Below are 16,095 nucleotides of genomic sequence, written 5' to 3'. Positions count from 1 at the left end.
TTCGCGCCGGATCAGGCCGGGTCGTTCGGTGCGTGCGATCGGCGTGCGGCCGCCCTAGGAGCGGGGACGGTCACCGGCCGCTCCGTCAGCCCTGCCCCCTCACCGCCCCGGCCCCGGCCGCGGCCCGCAGGAACCCGGCCAGGTCCTCCACCGAGTACCCCAGCTTCGGCCCCCGCTCGGCCGCCATCAGCAGCAGCTGTCCCACGGCCTCCGCGCCCCAGCCGTCGGTGCCGTCCGCCGCCCACTCCTGCGGCCGCGCCACGCCGAGGTCCGCCAGCAGCAGCCCGTACCCGTCCCGCACCTCCGCGCAGGTCGCGGCCACCGCGTCCAGCAGCCGCGCCCCCGGCCGCTCGCAGCGCAGCGCGAAGCACCCGTCGGCCTCCTCGGCCACGCACCCCTCGGGGGGCCGCGCCCGCAGTCGGGCGTAGCGCGGGTCGTCGGGCGCCGGGCAGTCGTCCACAGGCCTGTGGACCAGTGTGAACCGGTGCCACCCCGGCGGCGGAGGCGGCTGCGGCCGCCAGGCGGTGAGCCCGAAGGCCTCGTGCACGAGGGCGGTCGCCTCGTCCGCCGTCCCGGCGGTCCGCGCCTCGCGCCGCTCCCCGTCGTCCCCGACGGCCGTCCACAGCCCGGCGTCCGCGTCACGCCACGCCCGCACGGCAAGCCCCGCCCCCTTGCGCCGCCACGCGCCGCCGCCCTCGCCGAGGGCCGCCTCCAGGCCGCGCAGCTTCCATCCGAGCTCGAAGGCGAACTGAGCCGCGTCCACCGGATCGCTCACGCGCCGGCCCGCCCGTGCAGGACGGCGGCCAGCCGGAGGGCGGTGTCCAGGTTGCAGCGGCCGAGGTCCACGAGGGGCAGCCCGTACGTCCCCGCCGCCGAGATCCCGTCCACGTCCAGCGAGGGGAACGTGACCCCGACCCCCGCCAGGGACTCCCTCAGCTGCCGCACAGCCTCTTCGGCCGCCTGCATCCGCTCCTGGGGCGTGAGCACCATGACATGTCACCTTTCTACTCTGAGTATTCAACTCCCCTACACAGAGTGGTCGCACCCCGGCTAGCCTTCAAGTGGGCCACCGCAGCAACCGCACCTGTTGGACCGGGAGTTGTCATGCCAGGAAAGAACCTCGACCCCTCCTCACCCCGCGCCCTCCTCGGCGCCGAACTCCGCGTAGCCCGCGAGCGCGCCGCCATGAGCCAGGCCGGACTGGGCGAGAAGCTGTTCGTGAGCGGGTCGTACGTGGGCCAGATGGAAGCGGGCACGCGCCGCATCACGCTCGAACTCGCCAACGCGATAGACGAGATCTTGAGGACCGGCGGGTTCTTCGTCCGCAACTGCCGAGCGTCGAGCAAAGCCAAGCACCCCGACCACTTTCTGGCAGCAGCCGAGGCAGAAGCCATGGCGAAGACAATCCGGGACTACGCTCCGCAGTCCATCCCGGGACTACTCCAGACCGAGCAGTACGCGCGGGCGGTCTGCCGCGCATACCAGCCAACAGCCCCCGCACAGGACATCGATGAGCTGGTTGAAAGCAGGCTGGCTCGCGCCAAGCTCCTCACCGATCCAGCAACGCCCCTGTTGTGGTGCGTGTTTGACGAGGCTGTCATTCGCCGCCAAGTCGGCAGCCACGAGGTCATGGCCGATGCCCTGCACCACGTCCTGACCCTGATCCGATCGCACAGGATCATCGCCCAGGTGATCCCATTCAGCGCGGGTGCGCACGCAGGCATGATGGGGCTCCTCAAAATCATGTCGTTCGACGATGCCCCACCCCTCTCCTACGCCGAAGGCAACGGAACGGGCCAGCTGTTCGACGATCCGGCCACGGTCGCTCGCCACACCCTGATCTACGATCTACTGACGGCCAGCGCCCTGTCACCTCGCGAATCACTGGCCATGATCGAGTCCGCGGCAAAGGATTACGAGCATGCCTGATTACGAGCTCTCGACAGCCACCTGGCACAAGTCGAGCTACAGCGGTGGCGACGGCGGGGAGTGCCTGGAGATGGCCACCTGGCGGAAGTCCACCCACAGCGACGGCACGGGCGGCGACTGCGTCGAGGTCTGTGACGCGCACACCGACGTCGTCCCCGTCCGGGACTCCAAGGTCCCGGACGGCCCGCACGTGGTGTTCCGCGCGCCGGCCTGGGCCGCCTTCCTCGCCACGCTCTGACCCGCGGCAAACGGACCGGCTACGCCCCCGCGTCCGGCGGGAGCAGGGCCAGCAGCGCCGCACGGGGCACGGCGGCGCCCGGCACGATCCCCGTGTAGCGGCCCGAGTCCGTGAAGGCGATGTACTCGCCCTCGTCGCGCAGGGCCGCCCGCAGCCAGGCCGCGTCGTCGGCGCTGTGCTCCAGGGCCGTCGTGTGCAGGACCGGGGTGAACAGCTGCTCCAGCTGGGGGACGTCGAGCTCGTGGGGCAGGGCGTCGAACCCGCTCACCGCACGGGCCAGTAGCTGTTCCTCCAGGAAGGGGTTGAGGGCGTCGCGCGGCGGCGGGTGGGTCAGGCCGCGCATGCCCTCCAGGCCGAGCTCCTTCATCAGCCGCGCCGACGGTGCCGGCCCCGACGCTTCGGCGAGGCGGACCCCGGCGGCCTGGCCGGAGGCCTCCAGGTACGCCTTGCGCAGGGCCGGGTCGGCCTCCTGGAGGCGTTCGAGGAGGTCGGACGGGCGGGCCCAGCCGATGAACTGGCCCGGCCTGCCCTGGCGCTGGGCGGTGAAGACGACGACCGGGGGGCGGCCGAGCCGGGCGGCCGCGGCGCACAGCAGCAACAGCCGGTGCTGCCACCAGGCGTGGCCGTCCTCCAGGTCCACGACGACCACCTCGGCGCCGCGCAGGCTCCGCAGGGAGGCGACGGCCCCGGCTCCGCCCGCGTCGGCCGGGGAAACGGCCGCCTGCGGGGCCACGTTCCGGGGCACCACGAGGCCGCGCCGCGCGGCCGCGGCCGCGCCGAGGGCCGTCTTGGCGGCGCCGAGCCCGACCGTCCCGCCGCCCGCCGCGGCGCCGCTCAGGACCAGCAGCAGGACGGGCAGCAGGCTCAGGCCGACGATGCCGAGCAGGACCCACCCGGCCGGTACGGAGGCCAGGCCCAGCACCGTGCGGGCGGCGGCCCAGACCACCACCAGCACGACCAGCAGCAGGGGGGCCAGGAGTACGGCCGCCCGTGCGCCGAACGGCCAGAACGCCGGGCCCGTCTTCGCCCTGGGCTTCCGCGGCGAGTCCACGGACCCATTATCGGGCGCCGGACCGGCCTCCGCCCGGGGAGCCGGCGGGGGCTCAGGGCCGGTAGACGCGCAGCTCCGAGACCTCGTAGGACATCTCCGTCTGCTCCGGGTCCGGGGCCGGGTGGTACCGGCCGGCGGAGACCGACAGGTTGACGATGAGGTACGCGCGCCACCCGCGGCCCACGCCCCGCCCGTCGGAGAAGACGCGGGCGCCGTTGACCCACCAGACGACGGACCGCTTGCCGAACTCGGTCCTGAGGTCGATCCAGGCCCCGGGCCGGACGGCCGGGTCGCGGTGGTAGCGGTGGGCCTCGCGGACGTGGTTGGAGAGTTCGAGCAGGTCCGGGTTGTCGGGGTGGTACTCGAAGACGTCGATCTCCTGGCCGCCGTCGCGCCAGGTCCAGATCGCGGGCCAGGCCCCCGTCTCGGCGGGCAGCCGGACGCGGGCCTCCAGGACGTCACCGGTGCGGACCATGAAGCCCTCGTCGCTGCCCTCGGTGGTGAGCAGCCCGGTGTCCCAGTTCCCATCGGGGCGGCGGGTGGCGCGGAAGGTGCCGCCACGGCTGTAGGCGGGGTCGGCGGTGAGGTGGTCGAGCTTGTTGTCGCCCGGGTTGACCGGGCCGCCGTCGGGATAGGCCCAGGAGCGGCCCGCCACCCATTGGGCGGTGGAGGTGAAGTCCGCGGTCAGGACGGGGGCGCCGCGAGGCGTGAACACCGGCAGGCCCCCGCCCCCGGCCGAGGGGACGAGGCGGCGGGTCAGACGGCGCAGCCATCCGGAGGTGTCCGATTCCATACGGGTGTCCTGCCCGCCGTATGGCCCGGCATCCGCGTGTTCTCACTCAGAGTAATCGTATGATTGCGTGGCGGCGTGGATGAAGGCCCGGATCAGTTCGGGGGACTTCACTCCGCGCTCCCGCTCGACCCCGCTGGAGACGTCCACCCCCCAGGCGCCGGTGGCCCGGACCGCCTCGCGGACGTTGGCCGGGCCGAGCCCGCCGGCCAGCAGCCAGCGCCCCTCCGGGGCCTTGAACTGCGCGGACCCCCAGTTCCAGGGCTTGCCGGAGCCGGGGTCCGGGGCGTCGATCAGCAGCAGGTCCTCGCCGTACTCACCGCACCGCGCGACGTGCTCGGCGGTGGCCCGCAGCAGGGTCCGGCCGGGCGCGCGCAGCGCCTCGTAGTACGCGGCGGGCTCGTCGCCGTGCAGCTGCACCCCGCGCACGCCGCTCTCCTCGGCGAGCCGGCGCACCTCCTCCAGCGGCTGCCCCCGGAACACCCCGACGGTGAGCACCCGGTCCGGCACCCGAGCTCCGAGCTCGCGCGCGAGCGCCGCGGTGACGGTGCGGGGGCTGCCGGGCGCGAGGACGAACCCGACGGCGTCGGCCCCGGCGGCGACGGCCACGTCGACGTCCTCGGGGGTCTTCAGCCCGCAGATCTTCACGAAGAGCTCGCTCATGCCTTCAGTGAACCAAAAGCCACCCGTTCGACGGTGACCCGTCTCGGGGACCGGGCGGAACCGCTCGCCCGCCACTAGCCTGGAACGAGCATCACAGCCAGTGCGCAGCACGCCACGCGGAGGACGACGGTGACGATCATGACCGAGCGGGCCACACCGATAGAACATGCGGCGCTGCCAACGTTCGAGACGCTCCTGCGCGCCGTTGCGGAGATGGACACGCCAGACGGCTTCAAGGCCGAGCTCATCCGGGGGAAGATCGTCGTGTCACCGTTTTCGCGGCTCCGCTACTACCGTTGCATGCGTGCGCTGCGCGAGCAGCTGCAGGCTCATGCCCCTGAGGGGCACGTCGCGGACATCGCCCCCTTCCTTTTCCGGTTTCCGGCGGCCAAGCGCGCCTACGGGCCCGACCTGTTCGTCACGGACGAGTCGGCCTTCGACGAGGAAGGCCGCCATGCGGACGGAGGGGCCCTCTCGCTCGTCGGCGAATTCACGTCAGTTTCGACCAGGGACGCCGACTGGAAGGAGAAGCTGGACGTGTACGGCCGGATCGTCCCCGTCTACCTGGTGGTCGACATGCAGGACTCGGAGATCACCTGCTTCTCCGACCCCTCCCCGCAGGGCTACCGGTCCCGCAAGACCGTCGCCTTCGGCGAGGCCTTGCCCATCCCGGAACCGTTCGACTTTTCCCTCGACACCACCGGTTTCTGAGGTCGCCGAAACGCCCGAGGCTCAAGCCGCGAGAGTCCGAGCGCTTTGTCTGTGGAATGGGTGGTGGGCGGAGCCCACCACCACCCACCACCCTCCCAACCGGCTCCCATACCAGGCCGGATGACGATCCGTGACCGGCTTGCCACACAGGGCCATCAGGCCCTACCTTGCGGCTGGAAACGAAAACGGCCCCCGCTGGTGCGCCAACACCACACGAGGGCCTGACCATCGAGATCGAGAAAAGGTCGATCCCATGGATGACAGCCACCTTAGTGCTGCCCCGCACCCCCTCGCCAAGCCCGGCTACGGCAAAATCGCCGCACCGGAGCAAGCGCCCCGTACCGCCCGCGACTTCGCGCACCTCCCGGCCCGGGAGGCGGCCGTCGCCGGGTACCTCGACCGCCTGCCGGACGGCGCCGACATCAGCGTGAAGACCCTCGCGGCCGTCCTGCCCCTGTGGGGCCAGTGCGCACTGCGCACCGCCCTCAACCGGCTGGCCACCGCCGGGCACCTGCACCGCGTACGCCAGCGGCTGCCCGGCGAGGCCACCCGGTGGGTCACCCGCACCTTCTTCTCCCGCACCCCCCGCGACGGCGCCTGGTGGGCCCGGTTCACCCAGAGGGATTCCCCCGCACCCACCGCCCCACCACCACCCCCACAGGTACCCCCGGCCCCGGCCCCGCCCCCGTCCCCGCCGACAACACAGGCCCCGCCACCGCCATCGGCGCCCGCCCCACGGGTACCCCCACCCCGGCCGACGCCACAGGCCCAGGCCCCGGCCCCGACCCCGCCGAGCGACCCGCCACCGGCCCTCGCCCCCGCCGGGCAAGACGCGTACGGCATCCTCGCCTCGCTCGGCCGCACCGCCCCCGCCCTCGCGCTCTCCAAGGCCGACTGCACGGCCCTCGCCCCGCTCCTCGTGCCCTGGCTGGCCCGGGGCGTCACCCCCGACCGCATCCGGCTCGCCCTCACCGCCGGGCTGCCGCCCGTGGTCCACCACCCGGCGGCCCTGGTCCGCAAGCGCCTGGAGTCCAAACTCCCCGCCGCACCACCCGGCCCGGCCCCGGCAGCGGCCCCCGCACCCCCGGTCCGCGCCGAGTGCGCCGAATGCCGCGCGCCCGGCCCGCCCGGCGCCTTCGCCGAAGGCCGCTGCCGCGCCTGCCGCCCGCAAGGCCCCCGCCCGCCCGTCTTCACCCCGACCCTCACCCCGGCCGAGGTCCGCGCCCACGCGGCCCGTATCCGCGAAGGGAACCGCCGATGACCAGTCCCCCGCTCCGACGGCGCCGAACCCGGGCACCATGGTGTCGAGGAGGCGACGCCATGACCCCCCGCACCGCCGCACACGCCCAGATGTCGCTGAAGGACTTCGAGACGCTGGCCCGCCGCGCACCCGAGACGGTCACGCTCGAAGTACGACCACTACGCCGCCCAGGGCGGCAAGTGGGCGGATCCCGCCGGGACCCTGATGGTCGTGGAGGTCACGTCCTTCCACCCCGACGCCGACCGGCGTGACCGGCGCGACGAACGCGCCGCGTACGCCCAGGTGGGCATCCCCGTGTACCTGGTCATCGACCGGGACGAGGACATGCTCACCGTCCACAGCGACCCCGAGGACGGCATGTACCGGCGGTCCGTGTCCTATGCCCACGGAAAGACGGTCACGCTGCCCGCCCCCGTGGGGATCACGTTGGACACCGAGAAGCTCAAGGACTACGCCCACTGAAACGCCCGAGGGCGGCACCCCCTCCGCAAGGAAGGGGTGCCGCCCTCGTTCGAGAACAGCCGATCAGCCGGGGGCCGATCAGAAGTCCATGTCACCGCCCGGCATGCCGCCCGGAGCGGCGGCGGCCTTCTCCGGCTTGTCGGCGATGACGGCCTCGGTGGTCAGGAAGAGCGCGGCGATGGACGCGGCGTTCTGCAGCGCGGAGCGCGTGACCTTCGCCGGGTCGATGATGCCCTCGGCGATCATGTCGACGTACTCGCCCGTGGCGGCGTTCAGACCGTGGCCGACGGCCAGGTTGCGCACCTTCTCCACGACGACGCCGCCCTCGAGACCACCGTTGACGGCGATCTGCTTCAGCGGGGCCTCCAGCGCGAGCTTCACGGCGTTGGCGCCGGTCGCCTCGTCACCGGTGAGCTCCAGCTTCTCGAAGACCGAGGAGGCCTGGAGCAGGGCCACGCCACCGCCGGCGACGATGCCCTCTTCGACGGCCGCCTTCGCGTTGCGCACGGCGTCCTCGATGCGGTGCTTGCGCTCCTTGAGCTCGACCTCGGTCGCGGCACCGGCCTTGATGACGGCCACGCCGCCGGCCAGCTTCGCGAGGCGCTCCTGGAGCTTCTCGCGGTCGTAGTCCGAGTCGGAGTTCTCGATCTCGGCGCGGATCTGGTTGACGCGGCCCTGGACCTGGTCGCTGTCACCGGCACCGTCGACGATGGTGGTCTCGTCCTTGGTGATGACGACCTTGCGGGCGCGGCCGAGCAGGTCGAGACCGGCGTTCTCCAGCTTGAGGCCGACCTCCTCGGAGATGACCGTGCCGCCCGTGAGGATGGCGATGTCGCCGAGCATGGCCTTGCGGCGGTCGCCGAAGCCCGGGGCCTTGACGGCAACGGACTTGAAGGTGCCGCGGATCTTGTTGACGACCAGGGTCGACAGGGCCTCGCCCTCGACGTCCTCGGCGATGATCAGCAGCGGCTTGCCGGACTGCATGACCTTCTCCAGGAGCGGCAGCAGGTCCTTGACCGAGCCGATCTTGGAGTTGACGATCAGGATGTACGGGTCGTCGAGGGACGCCTCCATACGCTCCATGTCGGTGGCGAAGTACGCCGAGATGTAGCCCTTGTCGAAGCGCATGCCCTCGGTGAGCTCCAGCTCCAGACCGAAGGTCTGGGACTCCTCGACGGTGATGACGCCTTCCTTGCCGACCTTGTCCATGGCCTCGGCGATGAGCTCGCCGATCTGGGTGTCGGCGGCGGAGATGGAGGCCGTGGAAGCGATCTGCTCCTTGGTCTCGACATCCTTGGCCTGGGCGAGCAGGGCGGCGGAGACGGCCTCGACGGCCTTCTCGATACCACGCTTGAGGGCCATCGGGTTGGCGCCGGCGGCCACGTTGCGCAGACCCTCGCGGACGAGCGCCTGGGCGAGGACGGTGGCGGTGGTCGTACCGTCGCCGGCGACGTCGTCCGTCTTCTTGGCGACTTCCTTGACCAGCTCGGCGCCGATCTTCTCGTACGGGTCCTCGAGCTCGATCTCCTTGGCGATGGAGACGCCGTCGTTGGTGATCGTGGGTGCACCCCACTTCTTCTCAAGGACGACGTTGCGACCCTTGGGGCCAAGGGTGACCTTGACGGCGTCGGCGAGCTGGTTCATGCCACGCTCGAGACCGCGCCGGGCCTCCTCGTTGAACGAAATGATCTTGGCCATCTGAAGTGGTCCTCCAGGACTGGGGTTCCCCCTACGCCGCCAGACGTCAGGGGAGGGTGGATTGCTCCGGACCGCGCCCGCGCCCGCGACGGACGGCCTGCCGGCCCGGCGGTTCCTTCCCGCCGGACCCTGCGGGCCTCACCGACCCGGTCCTCGTCTTGTAGCACTCTCACCCGGAGAGTGCTAACGCCAATGATTAGCACTCGGCCCCCACGAGTGCAAGCGGCTTCGAGACATGCCGGGCGCACGCCGGGCCGGCGCGCGCGTCGCGCCGCGCCGCGCCGGCATGCCGCACATACGTGAGGGGCCCGCATCCCGTCCGGGATGTGGGCCCCTCACGTGTTGGTGCGTGCGTCGGTGGCCGATCGCGCTTCGACTCAGCCGGCCGCGAGCTTGACCATGTCAGCCTGCGGACCCTTCTGGCCCTGCGAGATCTCGAACTCGACCCGCTGACCCTCTTCAAGGGTGCGGTACCCGTCCATCTGGATGGCGCTGTAGTGGACGAACACATCCGCACCACCGTCGACCGCGATGAAGCCGTAGCCCTTCTCCGCGTTGAACCACTTGACGGTGCCCTGAGCCATGCCTAACTCCCCTATTACTGGCCCTTGCGCAGGTCCGCACTTCGCGGACCCGGGTCAGAACTTGCGCCGGAACGCCTCGACCGGGGCTGAATGTATCTGCACCGCTGCTGTCTGCAACAGGTCATTCCGACGAGAAATCTGGACACGCGCAAACGTGGAAATGGACTGAAAATTTGGCCTATTCCCGGGCAAGTCGGGCCAGACAAGCCGCACCAATGCCCCAAAAGGCACGCGCATGTTGACTCAATGTCAACCCTCTCGCGGCCCGCTCATATGCGGCGGGCAAGAACAACGGAGGGGACTTCCCCAACTCTACCGCGCCCAATCAAGCAGAATTGCCCCCTCCGCTTTTAGCGGAGGGGGCAATTCTGATTCCGTGGGGCGTCAGACGGCTCAGCAGCCGCCCGCGACGGCCGGGATGATCGACACGCCGGCGCCGTCCGGCGTCGCCGTCTGCAGGCCGCCCTCGAAGCGCACGTCGTCGTCGTTGACGTACACGTTCACGAAGCGGCGCAGCTTGCCCTGGTCGTCCAGGACGCGCGCGGCGATGCCCGGGTGGTTCGCCTCCAGGGAGTCGATCACCTCGGCCAGGGTCGCGCCCTCGGCCGGGACCTCGGCGGCGCCACCGGTGTAGGTGCGCAGGATGGTGGGGATGCGGACGTTGACGCTCATGGCGCTACCGCCTTTCCGTGTAGTGCGAGGGAAGGGTCAGGCCAGGCCGGCGGCGCGGAACGCGTCCAGGCTCGGGCGGATGGTGGCGGTCTGGCCGCTGCCGGACACCGCCTCCAGGGTCTTGAGGCCGTCACCGGTGTTGAGGACCACGGTGGTCAGCGAGGGGTCGAGGACCCCGTTCTCGATGAGCTTCTTCGTCACGCCGACGGTCACGCCGCCCGCGGTCTCGGCGAAGATGCCCTCGGTCTGCGCCAGGATCCGGATCGCCTCGACGACCTGCTCGTCGTTGACGTCCTCGACGAAGCCGCCGGTGCGGCGCGCGATGTCGAGCACGTACGGGCCGTCCGCCGGGTTGCCGATGGCCAGGGACTTGGCGATCGTGTTCGGCTTCTGCGGGCGCACCACGTCGTGGCCGGCCTTGAAGGCCGTGGACACCGGCGAGCAGCCCTCTGCCTGGGCGCCGAAGATCTTGTACGGCTTGTCCTCGACCAGCCCGAGCTTGACCAGTTCCTGCAGCCCCTTGTCGATCTTCGTCAGCTGCGAGCCGGACGCGATCGGGATGACGATCTGGTCGGGCAGCTGCCAGCCGAGCTGCTCGCAGATCTCGTACGCCAGGGTCTTGGAGCCCTCGCCGTAGTAGGGGCGCAGGTTGACGTTGACGAAGCCCCAGCCCTCGCCCAGCGGGTCACCGATGAGCTCGGAGCAGAAGCGGTTCACGTCGTCGTAGTTGCCCTCGATGCCGACCAGGTCGCCACCGTAGACACCGGCCATGACGACCTTGCCCTGCTCCAGGTCGTGCGGGATGAACACGCAGGAGCGGAAGCCGGCGCGGGCGGCCGCGGCGCCGACGGCGCCGGCCAGGTTGCCCGTGGAGGAGCAGGAGAGGGTGGTGTAGCCGAAGGCGCGGGCGGCCTCGACGGCGATGGCGACGACGCGGTCCTTGAAGGAGTGCGTCGGGTTGCCGGAGTCGTCCTTGACGTAGAGCTTGCCGGTGACGCCCAGCTCCTTGGCCAGGTTCTGCGCGTCCACGAGCTTGGTGAAGCCCGGGTTCAGGCTCGGCTTGGAGGCCACGTCCGCGGGGACGGGCAGCAGCGGCGCGTACCGCCAGATGTTGTTCGGGCCGGCCTCGATCGCCGCGCGCAGGGCCTCCGGGTCACCGGCGGGCAGCTCGTAGGCCACCTCCAGCGGACCGAAGCACTCGACGCAGGCGAAAATGGGGCCGAGCTCGAAACGGGTGCCGCACTCACGACAGGAAAGACCGGTGGCGGGGCCCAGATCGACGGACCCGGCAGAGTGGGAGCCGGGAGCGGCAGAGGTAGCGGCAGTCTGTGCAGCCATGATGGCGAGGCCCTTTCTCCTCATCTTCCCCATGGCGCACTTCGCCATGAGACGGAATTGGCACCTTCCCTAGCCGGGGCCCCGCGCGAGCGAGAACCGACTGGAGGGTTGCCGGGGCTTCAACGGGCCGTGTCCCTCTGCCCCTCTGGATGAGCGGTATGGCACCGGCACACGCGCTCTCAGGCGCGCCGGTGCGTTTGTCGCGAGGCCCCCGGCATGCGGTGGACCTTCGCGTTGTTCAAGACTGTAACCGAAGGGGCGGTGGGTTGAGACAGCCGTCCGAACCGCGAGATGGATCACGATTCGGCCGAAAACCGCCGGGTCTGATGCCGCCTCCGAGTAGCCAGGGAGTGCTGAGAGTGCTGGATGAGGTGGAGCGCTGGCTGGCCGACCGCTCCTGGTCCGCCGCCGACCGACCGCTCGACCAGCTCCTCGAGCGCAAACGGGCGGCCGGGACCACCGTGAGCGTGGTGCTGCCGGCCCTCGACGAGGAGGCCACGGTCGGGGAGATCGTCGAGGTGATCCGGCGCGACCTGATCGAGGGCCTGCCGGTGCCGCTGGTGGACGAGCTGGTCGTGGTCGACTCCGGGTCGGCCGACCGGACCGCCGAGATCGCGGCCAAGGCCGGCGCCCGGGTGGTGCACCGGGACGAGATCCTGCCGCGCCTGCCCGCCGTGCGCGGCAAGGGCGAGGTGCTGTGGCGCTCGCTGCTGGCCACCACCGGCGAGATCGTCTGCTTCGTCGACGCCGACCTGCGCGACTTCTCGTCCGCCTTCGTCTCCGGCATCGTCGGCCCGCTGCTCACCGACCCGCAGGTGCAGTTCGTCAAGGCGATGTACGACCGCCCCCTCGGGGACGCTCCCGGCCAGGGCGGCCGGGTGACCGAGCTGGTGGCACGCCCGCTCCTGAACCTCCACTGGCCGCAGCTGGCCGGCTTCGTCCAGCCCCTGGGCGGCGAGTACGCCGTACGCCGCTCCCTGCTGGAACGTCTCCCCTTCCCCGTCGGCTACGGCGTCGAGCTCGGCCTGCTCGTCGACGCGCTGCACACCGTCGGACTGGACGCGATGGCCCAGGTGGACGTCGGGGTCCGGCTGCACAAGCACCAGAGCGGGCAGGCACTGGGCCGGATGGCCGCGGCGATCTACCGCACCGCGCAGCTGCGGCTCTCGCGCGGGCACCTCGTGCGTCCGGAGCTCATCCAGTTCGAGAGGGGGCCGGACGGGTTCGTTCCGCGCACCTACCCCGTGGACACGGAGGAACGGCCGCCGATGCGGGAGATCGAGGAGTACGCGGTCCGCCGCGTGGCCTGAGGCGGGACGGCCCGGGCGGGGGGCGGGCGGCCCTCCATCCGGTAGGTGACGAACCGGTCATTTCCCGGACGTTTGAGCGAGCGGGTGCCGGGCTAGGTTCGCGGCATGGCTTCTCAGGTACTCGTCGCCGCCAACCGCGGCCCGCTCTCGTACGCCCTCGCCGCCGACGGCGCCCTCAGCGCCCGGCGCGGCGGGGGCGGTCTCGTCTCCGGCCTGTCCGCGGCCCTCGCGGCGCAGCCGGAGGCCCTGTGGATCTGCGCCGCCCTCTCCGAGGCCGACCGCGAAGCGGTCCGGCGGGGGGTCTCCGAGCACGGCGTGCGCATGCTGGACATCGACCGCGCGGTGTACGACGACGCGTACAACGGCATCGCGAACTCGGTGCTCTGGTTCACCCACCACCACCTCTACGACGTCCCCCGCGAGCCCGTCTTCGACGCGGAGTTCCGGCGGCGCTGGGACTCGTACACCGCCTACAACCAGGCCTTCGCCGAAGCCCTGGCCGAGGAGGCCGCCGAGGGCGCCCGCGTCCTCGTCCAGGACTACCACCTGGCCCTGGTCCCGGGAGCGCTCCGGGAGCTGCGCCCCGACCTGCGGATCGCGCACTTCACGCACACCCCGTGGGCCTCGCCGGACGTCCTGCACATGCTCCCGGACGACATCCGCAGCCGGCTGGTGTGGGGCATGCTCGGCGCCGACCAGCTCGGCTTCCACACCGCCGGATGGGCCGCCGCGTTCATCAGCGGAGCCACCATGGACGACGTGCACGGCGTCGCGGAGGGCTTCGTCCCCCGCGAGGGGCACCAGGGCGGGGTGCACCACCGCAGGCTGACGGAGGAGGGCCTGTTCGGGGAGATGCGCTTCACCGGCGTCGGCCAGTACCCGCTCGGCGTCGACGGCGACGACCTGAGGGCCCTGGCCCACCGGCCGGAGGTCGACGACAAGCTGGCCGCGCTGCGCGCGGAGGTCGGGGACCGCAAGACGATCGTCCGGGTGGACCGCACCGAGCTGTCGAAGAACGTCCTGCGCGGGCTCCTCGCCTACCGGGAGCTGCTGACCGCCCACCCCGAGTGGCGGGGCCGCGTCGTCCACCTGGCCTCCGCCTACCCCTCCCGCCAGGACCTGGAGGTCTACCGGAACTACACGGCGGCGGTCGCGTCCCTGGCGGCGGAGATCAACGCCGAGTTCGGGACGGAGGACTGGGAGCCGGTGCTGCTCTCCGTCCAGGACGACTTCGCCCGCTCCCTGGCGGCGTACCGGATGGCGGACGTGGCCCTGATCAACCCGGTGCGGGACGGCATGAACCTGGTCGCCAAGGAGATCCCGGTGGTCTCGGAGGCGGGCTGCGTCCTGGTCCTGTCGACGGGGGCGGGGGCGTACGAGGAACTCCGCCAGGACGCCCTGACGGTCAACCCGTACGACGTCACGGCGACGGCCGAAGCCCTGCACGCGGCCCTGACGATGCCGGAGGCGGAACGCACGGAACGCACGAAACGCCTGGCAGCAGCCGCCACGTCCCTCCCCCCGGCGGCATGGTTCACGACCCAGCTGGAGGCGTTGGGGGGCTGACGCCCGTCGCACTCCCCCGGGCCCCACCCGCACGGCTCACGGCCCGCGCCCGCCATCTCCCCCTCGAGGGGTGGGGGCCGGGCGGCGCTTGCCCACCCGCCTCCCCGGGTGCGGGACGGTGGGTGGGGGGCGGGGCCCCGCTGGACGGGAGCGGGCAGCCGGCCGGTACCGGTGGGGGCGGGACCTCACTCGGCGGTCTCAGAGAAGGGTTGGGGCTTTCCCGTCAGTCCCACTGTCCTTCCGGTCCGGGCCGCCCTGTCAAGGGCGCTCCTTCGTCGCGTCGCTTCGCGATCGCCTGCGGCGACCCTTGACAGCACGACCCGCCCCGGAAAGACAAGGACTGCCGGGAAACCCCCAAAAGGACGGCACGGTCGTACCTGAGACATCCGGCTCCCTCAGCGACCAGGCGGGGGGCCGGGGGCCGCCTCGCCGAGCATCCGGGCCGACGAGGCAGTGCCTCGGGGCCGCCGCCCGCGACAGATCGCTACGCGCTCCTCATTTCTCAGCGTCCGCAGCCCGTCCGGGGCCGCTGCCCGCAGGAAAGGACGACGGAATCGGCATCCGGGGCCGGGAGGCGCGACAGATCGCTACGTGCTCCTCTGATTTCGGCGTCCGACGACCGCCCTGGGCTGGTACCCGCACCAAATGACGACCGGAGGGGCATTCGGGACCGCCGGGCGCGACAGATCGCTACGCGCTGCCCAGGTCTCGGCGTCCGGCGGCCGTCTTGGGCTGGTCATAGGCGGGCTGGACGTGGGCGACGGCCGTGGTGAACTCCCGGCCGGACGCGGCACGGATGTATGCCAGTTCCATCCAGTACCCGGCTCCGGTGTCGGAAACGTTCGCCCGCACCACCCGAGCCAACTCGACGGACCGGCCGGATGGTCGTCAGCCGATCGGTTGACGGGCCTCCGTCCGCACCTTGACCGTCAGGGCGGCGAGACGGCCGAGGTCGACGTTCTCCGGGGTCGGCTCCGGAGTTTCCGCGGTGAGCACCGTCACCAGGGCCACCGTGTTCCCGTCCGCCCATGCGCACATGGGCTGAACGGTCCAGACGGCCGTCGTGCTGAGAATCTTGACGGCTTGGCAGGTCACGGTCGTGTCGGAGCCGGCCGGGGTGATGTCCTCCGGCTGGACCACCGTCGCGGTGGCGTTCGCTGCGCGCGCGCCACCGTCCATCATGCTCTGGCGGATCTTCGCGGGGTTGGCGAACTGCCCGTACGCCCCGGAAAGGGCAAGGACACTCGGTGCTTCCGAGGACACGCTCGCGTACTGGGCGATGACCGCCTGGGGGGTGCGCGAACCGGCGGAGAGCGCGCGGCCGAGCGCGTCGGCTCTCTCGGTCTGCGACAGGTCCTTGGACAGCTCGTAGGTGCCGTCGCCCACGGTCTCGGGCAGCGTGAGCCGGTGGGTGGCGTCGGGGAGCCCGCTGGAGGCGAGTTGGCGCACCCCGAAGCCCGCGAGCAGGAGCCCGGCAACCGAGACGGCGACGATCCCGATCACCCTCCCGGTCCGGCGGCCGCCGGGGCCGCTCTGGGTGTGCGGCTCTGTCTGCGTGCTGTTCGAACGAGACTGATCCACGGACCCCGAGGGAACCGCGGCATCCGAGGAAGACGGCATGGACATGGCCGAACACTAAGGCATCCCCCGTCGGGCCCCCCACGGGCCGCGGACGCTGAGATATGAGGAGCGCGTAGCGATCTGCCGCGCCCGACGGCCCGGATGCTCCTCCGGTCGTCATTTGGTGCAGGTATCAGCCCATGGCGGCCGCCGGACGCCGACAAGAGAGAAGCGCGTAGCGATCTGGTGCGCTTGGCGGCTT

18 protein-coding genes and 1 riboswitch are annotated in these 16,095 nt (G+C 71.5%); of the genes, 7 read left to right on the top strand and 11 right to left on the bottom strand.

What is annotated here, in order from left to right:
- Positions 1–85: 85 nt before the first annotated feature.
- A complete protein-coding gene (locus tag B4U46_RS19810) occupies positions 86–775 on the bottom strand; it encodes a hypothetical protein (protein WP_237293006.1) in 690 nt (229 codons plus the stop codon).
- Positions 772–990: a hypothetical protein gene (locus B4U46_RS19805; RefSeq protein WP_079429060.1), complete on the bottom strand. Its 219-nt coding sequence runs from the start codon at positions 988–990 to the stop codon at positions 772–774. The genes B4U46_RS19810 and B4U46_RS19805 overlap by 4 nt, the downstream gene beginning before the upstream one ends.
- A gap of 114 nt (positions 991–1,104) precedes the next feature.
- Between B4U46_RS19805 and B4U46_RS19800 the strand changes: the two genes are divergently transcribed.
- Positions 1,105–1,929: a helix-turn-helix domain-containing protein gene (locus B4U46_RS19800; RefSeq protein ID WP_079429059.1), complete on the top strand. Its 825-nt coding sequence runs from the start codon at positions 1,105–1,107 to the stop codon at positions 1,927–1,929.
- On the top strand, positions 1,922–2,167 hold the full coding sequence (locus B4U46_RS19795) for a DUF397 domain-containing protein (RefSeq protein ID WP_079429058.1): 246 nt from the start codon (positions 1,922–1,924) through the stop codon (positions 2,165–2,167). The genes B4U46_RS19800 and B4U46_RS19795 overlap by 8 nt, the downstream gene beginning before the upstream one ends.
- A gap of 19 nt (positions 2,168–2,186) precedes the next feature.
- Here the strand turns inward: B4U46_RS19795 and B4U46_RS19790 are convergent, their stop codons facing one another.
- Genes B4U46_RS19790 through B4U46_RS19780 form a run of 3 tightly spaced genes read right to left on the bottom strand, consistent with a single transcriptional unit; the run spans position 2,187 to position 4,671 of the window.
- On the bottom strand, positions 2,187–3,218 hold the full coding sequence (locus B4U46_RS19790; protein ID WP_079429057.1) for a hypothetical protein: 1,032 nt from the start codon (positions 3,216–3,218) through the stop codon (positions 2,187–2,189).
- Positions 3,219–3,270: 52 nt separating this feature from the next.
- Entirely contained in the window at positions 3,271–4,011 is a 741-nt protein-coding gene (locus B4U46_RS19785) for a beta-glucanase (protein WP_237293004.1), read from the bottom strand.
- A gap of 42 nt (positions 4,012–4,053) precedes the next feature.
- Positions 4,054–4,671, bottom strand: a complete 618-nt coding sequence (locus tag B4U46_RS19780) for a phosphoribosylanthranilate isomerase (RefSeq protein WP_079429056.1) — start codon at positions 4,669–4,671, stop codon at positions 4,054–4,056.
- 138 nt (positions 4,672–4,809) lie between these two features.
- Here B4U46_RS19780 and B4U46_RS19775 point away from each other — a divergent pair, with 138 nt between their 5' ends.
- The 3 genes from B4U46_RS19775 to B4U46_RS40355 all read left to right on the top strand — a co-directional run bounded on the left by B4U46_RS19775 (position 4,810) and on the right by B4U46_RS40355 (position 7,105).
- Entirely contained in the window at positions 4,810–5,382 is a 573-nt protein-coding gene (locus B4U46_RS19775) for a Uma2 family endonuclease (RefSeq protein WP_100864151.1), read from the top strand.
- 253 nt (positions 5,383–5,635) lie between these two features.
- Positions 5,636–6,643, top strand: a complete 1,008-nt coding sequence (locus tag B4U46_RS19770) for a hypothetical protein (RefSeq protein WP_079429054.1) — start codon at positions 5,636–5,638, stop codon at positions 6,641–6,643.
- Positions 6,644–6,853: 210 nt separating this feature from the next.
- Positions 6,854–7,105, top strand: coding sequence for a Uma2 family endonuclease (locus tag B4U46_RS40355; protein ID WP_335755401.1), 252 nt, complete (start codon positions 6,854–6,856; stop codon positions 7,103–7,105).
- Positions 7,106–7,183: 78 nt separating this feature from the next.
- Here the strand turns inward: B4U46_RS40355 and groL are convergent, their stop codons facing one another.
- The 4 genes from groL to thrC form a co-directional block, all read right to left on the bottom strand.
- Positions 7,184–8,803: a chaperonin GroEL gene (gene groL / locus B4U46_RS19760; RefSeq protein WP_045950713.1), complete on the bottom strand. Its 1,620-nt coding sequence runs from the start codon at positions 8,801–8,803 to the stop codon at positions 7,184–7,186.
- Between the two features lie 377 nt (positions 8,804–9,180).
- Positions 9,181–9,387 carry a cold-shock protein gene (locus B4U46_RS19755; protein WP_008743607.1) on the bottom strand — a complete coding sequence of 69 codons (207 nt, stop codon included), beginning with the start codon at positions 9,385–9,387 and terminating at the stop codon, positions 9,181–9,183.
- Between the two features lie 393 nt (positions 9,388–9,780).
- Entirely contained in the window at positions 9,781–10,059 is a 279-nt protein-coding gene (locus tag B4U46_RS19750) for a ubiquitin-like small modifier protein 1 (RefSeq protein WP_045950714.1), read from the bottom strand.
- Between the two features lie 36 nt (positions 10,060–10,095).
- The gene (gene thrC / locus B4U46_RS19745; RefSeq protein ID WP_079431867.1) at positions 10,096–11,421 is read right to left on the bottom strand and encodes a threonine synthase; all 1,326 of its coding nucleotides are present in this window, start codon (positions 11,419–11,421) and stop codon (positions 10,096–10,098) included.
- Positions 11,415–11,553, bottom strand: a riboswitch (SAM riboswitch). Its footprint overlaps the gene before it by 7 nt.
- A 203-nt stretch (positions 11,554–11,756) precedes the next feature.
- On the opposite strand from thrC, the gene B4U46_RS19740 reads away from it, so the two are divergent.
- Together B4U46_RS19740 and B4U46_RS19735 are read left to right on the top strand one after the other, a co-directional pair.
- Positions 11,757–12,707, top strand: a complete 951-nt coding sequence (locus tag B4U46_RS19740; protein WP_079429053.1) for a glucosyl-3-phosphoglycerate synthase — start codon at positions 11,757–11,759, stop codon at positions 12,705–12,707.
- Positions 12,708–12,812: 105 nt separating this feature from the next.
- Entirely contained in the window at positions 12,813–14,273 is a 1,461-nt protein-coding gene (locus B4U46_RS19735; RefSeq protein ID WP_079429052.1) for an alpha,alpha-trehalose-phosphate synthase (UDP-forming), read from the top strand.
- A 690-nt stretch (positions 14,274–14,963) separates the two neighbouring features.
- Here the strand turns inward: B4U46_RS19735 and B4U46_RS37915 are convergent.
- Entirely contained in the window at positions 14,964–15,125 is a 162-nt protein-coding gene (locus B4U46_RS37915; protein WP_162501092.1) for a hypothetical protein, read from the bottom strand.
- A gap of 36 nt (positions 15,126–15,161) precedes the next feature.
- Positions 15,162–15,854, bottom strand: coding sequence for a hypothetical protein (locus B4U46_RS19730; RefSeq protein WP_159402103.1), 693 nt, complete (start codon positions 15,852–15,854; stop codon positions 15,162–15,164).
- Positions 15,855–16,095: the final 241 nt, after the last annotated feature.

It is taken from the genome of Streptomyces katrae, from assembly GCF_002028425.1.
Taxonomy (GTDB): domain Bacteria; phylum Actinomycetota; class Actinomycetes; order Streptomycetales; family Streptomycetaceae; genus Streptomyces; species Streptomyces katrae_A.
Note: the sequence above shows the minus strand (reverse complement) of the source record. Positions and strands in the feature narration are given on the sequence as shown.

Coding starts and splice junctions, on each gene's coding strand:
- B4U46_RS19775 (WP_100864151.1), top strand. CDS start 4,810: ATGACCGAGCGGGCCACACCGATAGAACATGCGGCGCTGCCAACGTTC.
- B4U46_RS19755 (WP_008743607.1), bottom strand. CDS start 9,387: ATGGCTCAGGGCACCGTCAAGTGGTTCAACGCGGAGAAGGGCTACGGC.
- thrC (WP_079431867.1), bottom strand. CDS start 11,421: ATGAGGAGAAAGGGCCTCGCCATCATGGCTGCACAGACTGCCGCTACC.
- groL (WP_045950713.1), bottom strand. CDS start 8,803: ATGGCCAAGATCATTTCGTTCAACGAGGAGGCCCGGCGCGGTCTCGAG.
- B4U46_RS19785 (WP_237293004.1), bottom strand. CDS start 4,011: ATGGAATCGGACACCTCCGGATGGCTGCGCCGTCTGACCCGCCGCCTC.
- B4U46_RS19795 (WP_079429058.1), top strand. CDS start 1,922: ATGCCTGATTACGAGCTCTCGACAGCCACCTGGCACAAGTCGAGCTAC.
- B4U46_RS19735 (WP_079429052.1), top strand. CDS start 12,813: ATGGCTTCTCAGGTACTCGTCGCCGCCAACCGCGGCCCGCTCTCGTAC.
- B4U46_RS19780 (WP_079429056.1), bottom strand. CDS start 4,671: ATGAGCGAGCTCTTCGTGAAGATCTGCGGGCTGAAGACCCCCGAGGAC.
- B4U46_RS19800 (WP_079429059.1), top strand. CDS start 1,105: ATGCCAGGAAAGAACCTCGACCCCTCCTCACCCCGCGCCCTCCTCGGC.
- B4U46_RS19805 (WP_079429060.1), bottom strand. CDS start 990: ATGGTGCTCACGCCCCAGGAGCGGATGCAGGCGGCCGAAGAGGCTGTG.
- B4U46_RS19770 (WP_079429054.1), top strand. CDS start 5,636: ATGGATGACAGCCACCTTAGTGCTGCCCCGCACCCCCTCGCCAAGCCC.
- B4U46_RS19750 (WP_045950714.1), bottom strand. CDS start 10,059: ATGAGCGTCAACGTCCGCATCCCCACCATCCTGCGCACCTACACCGGT.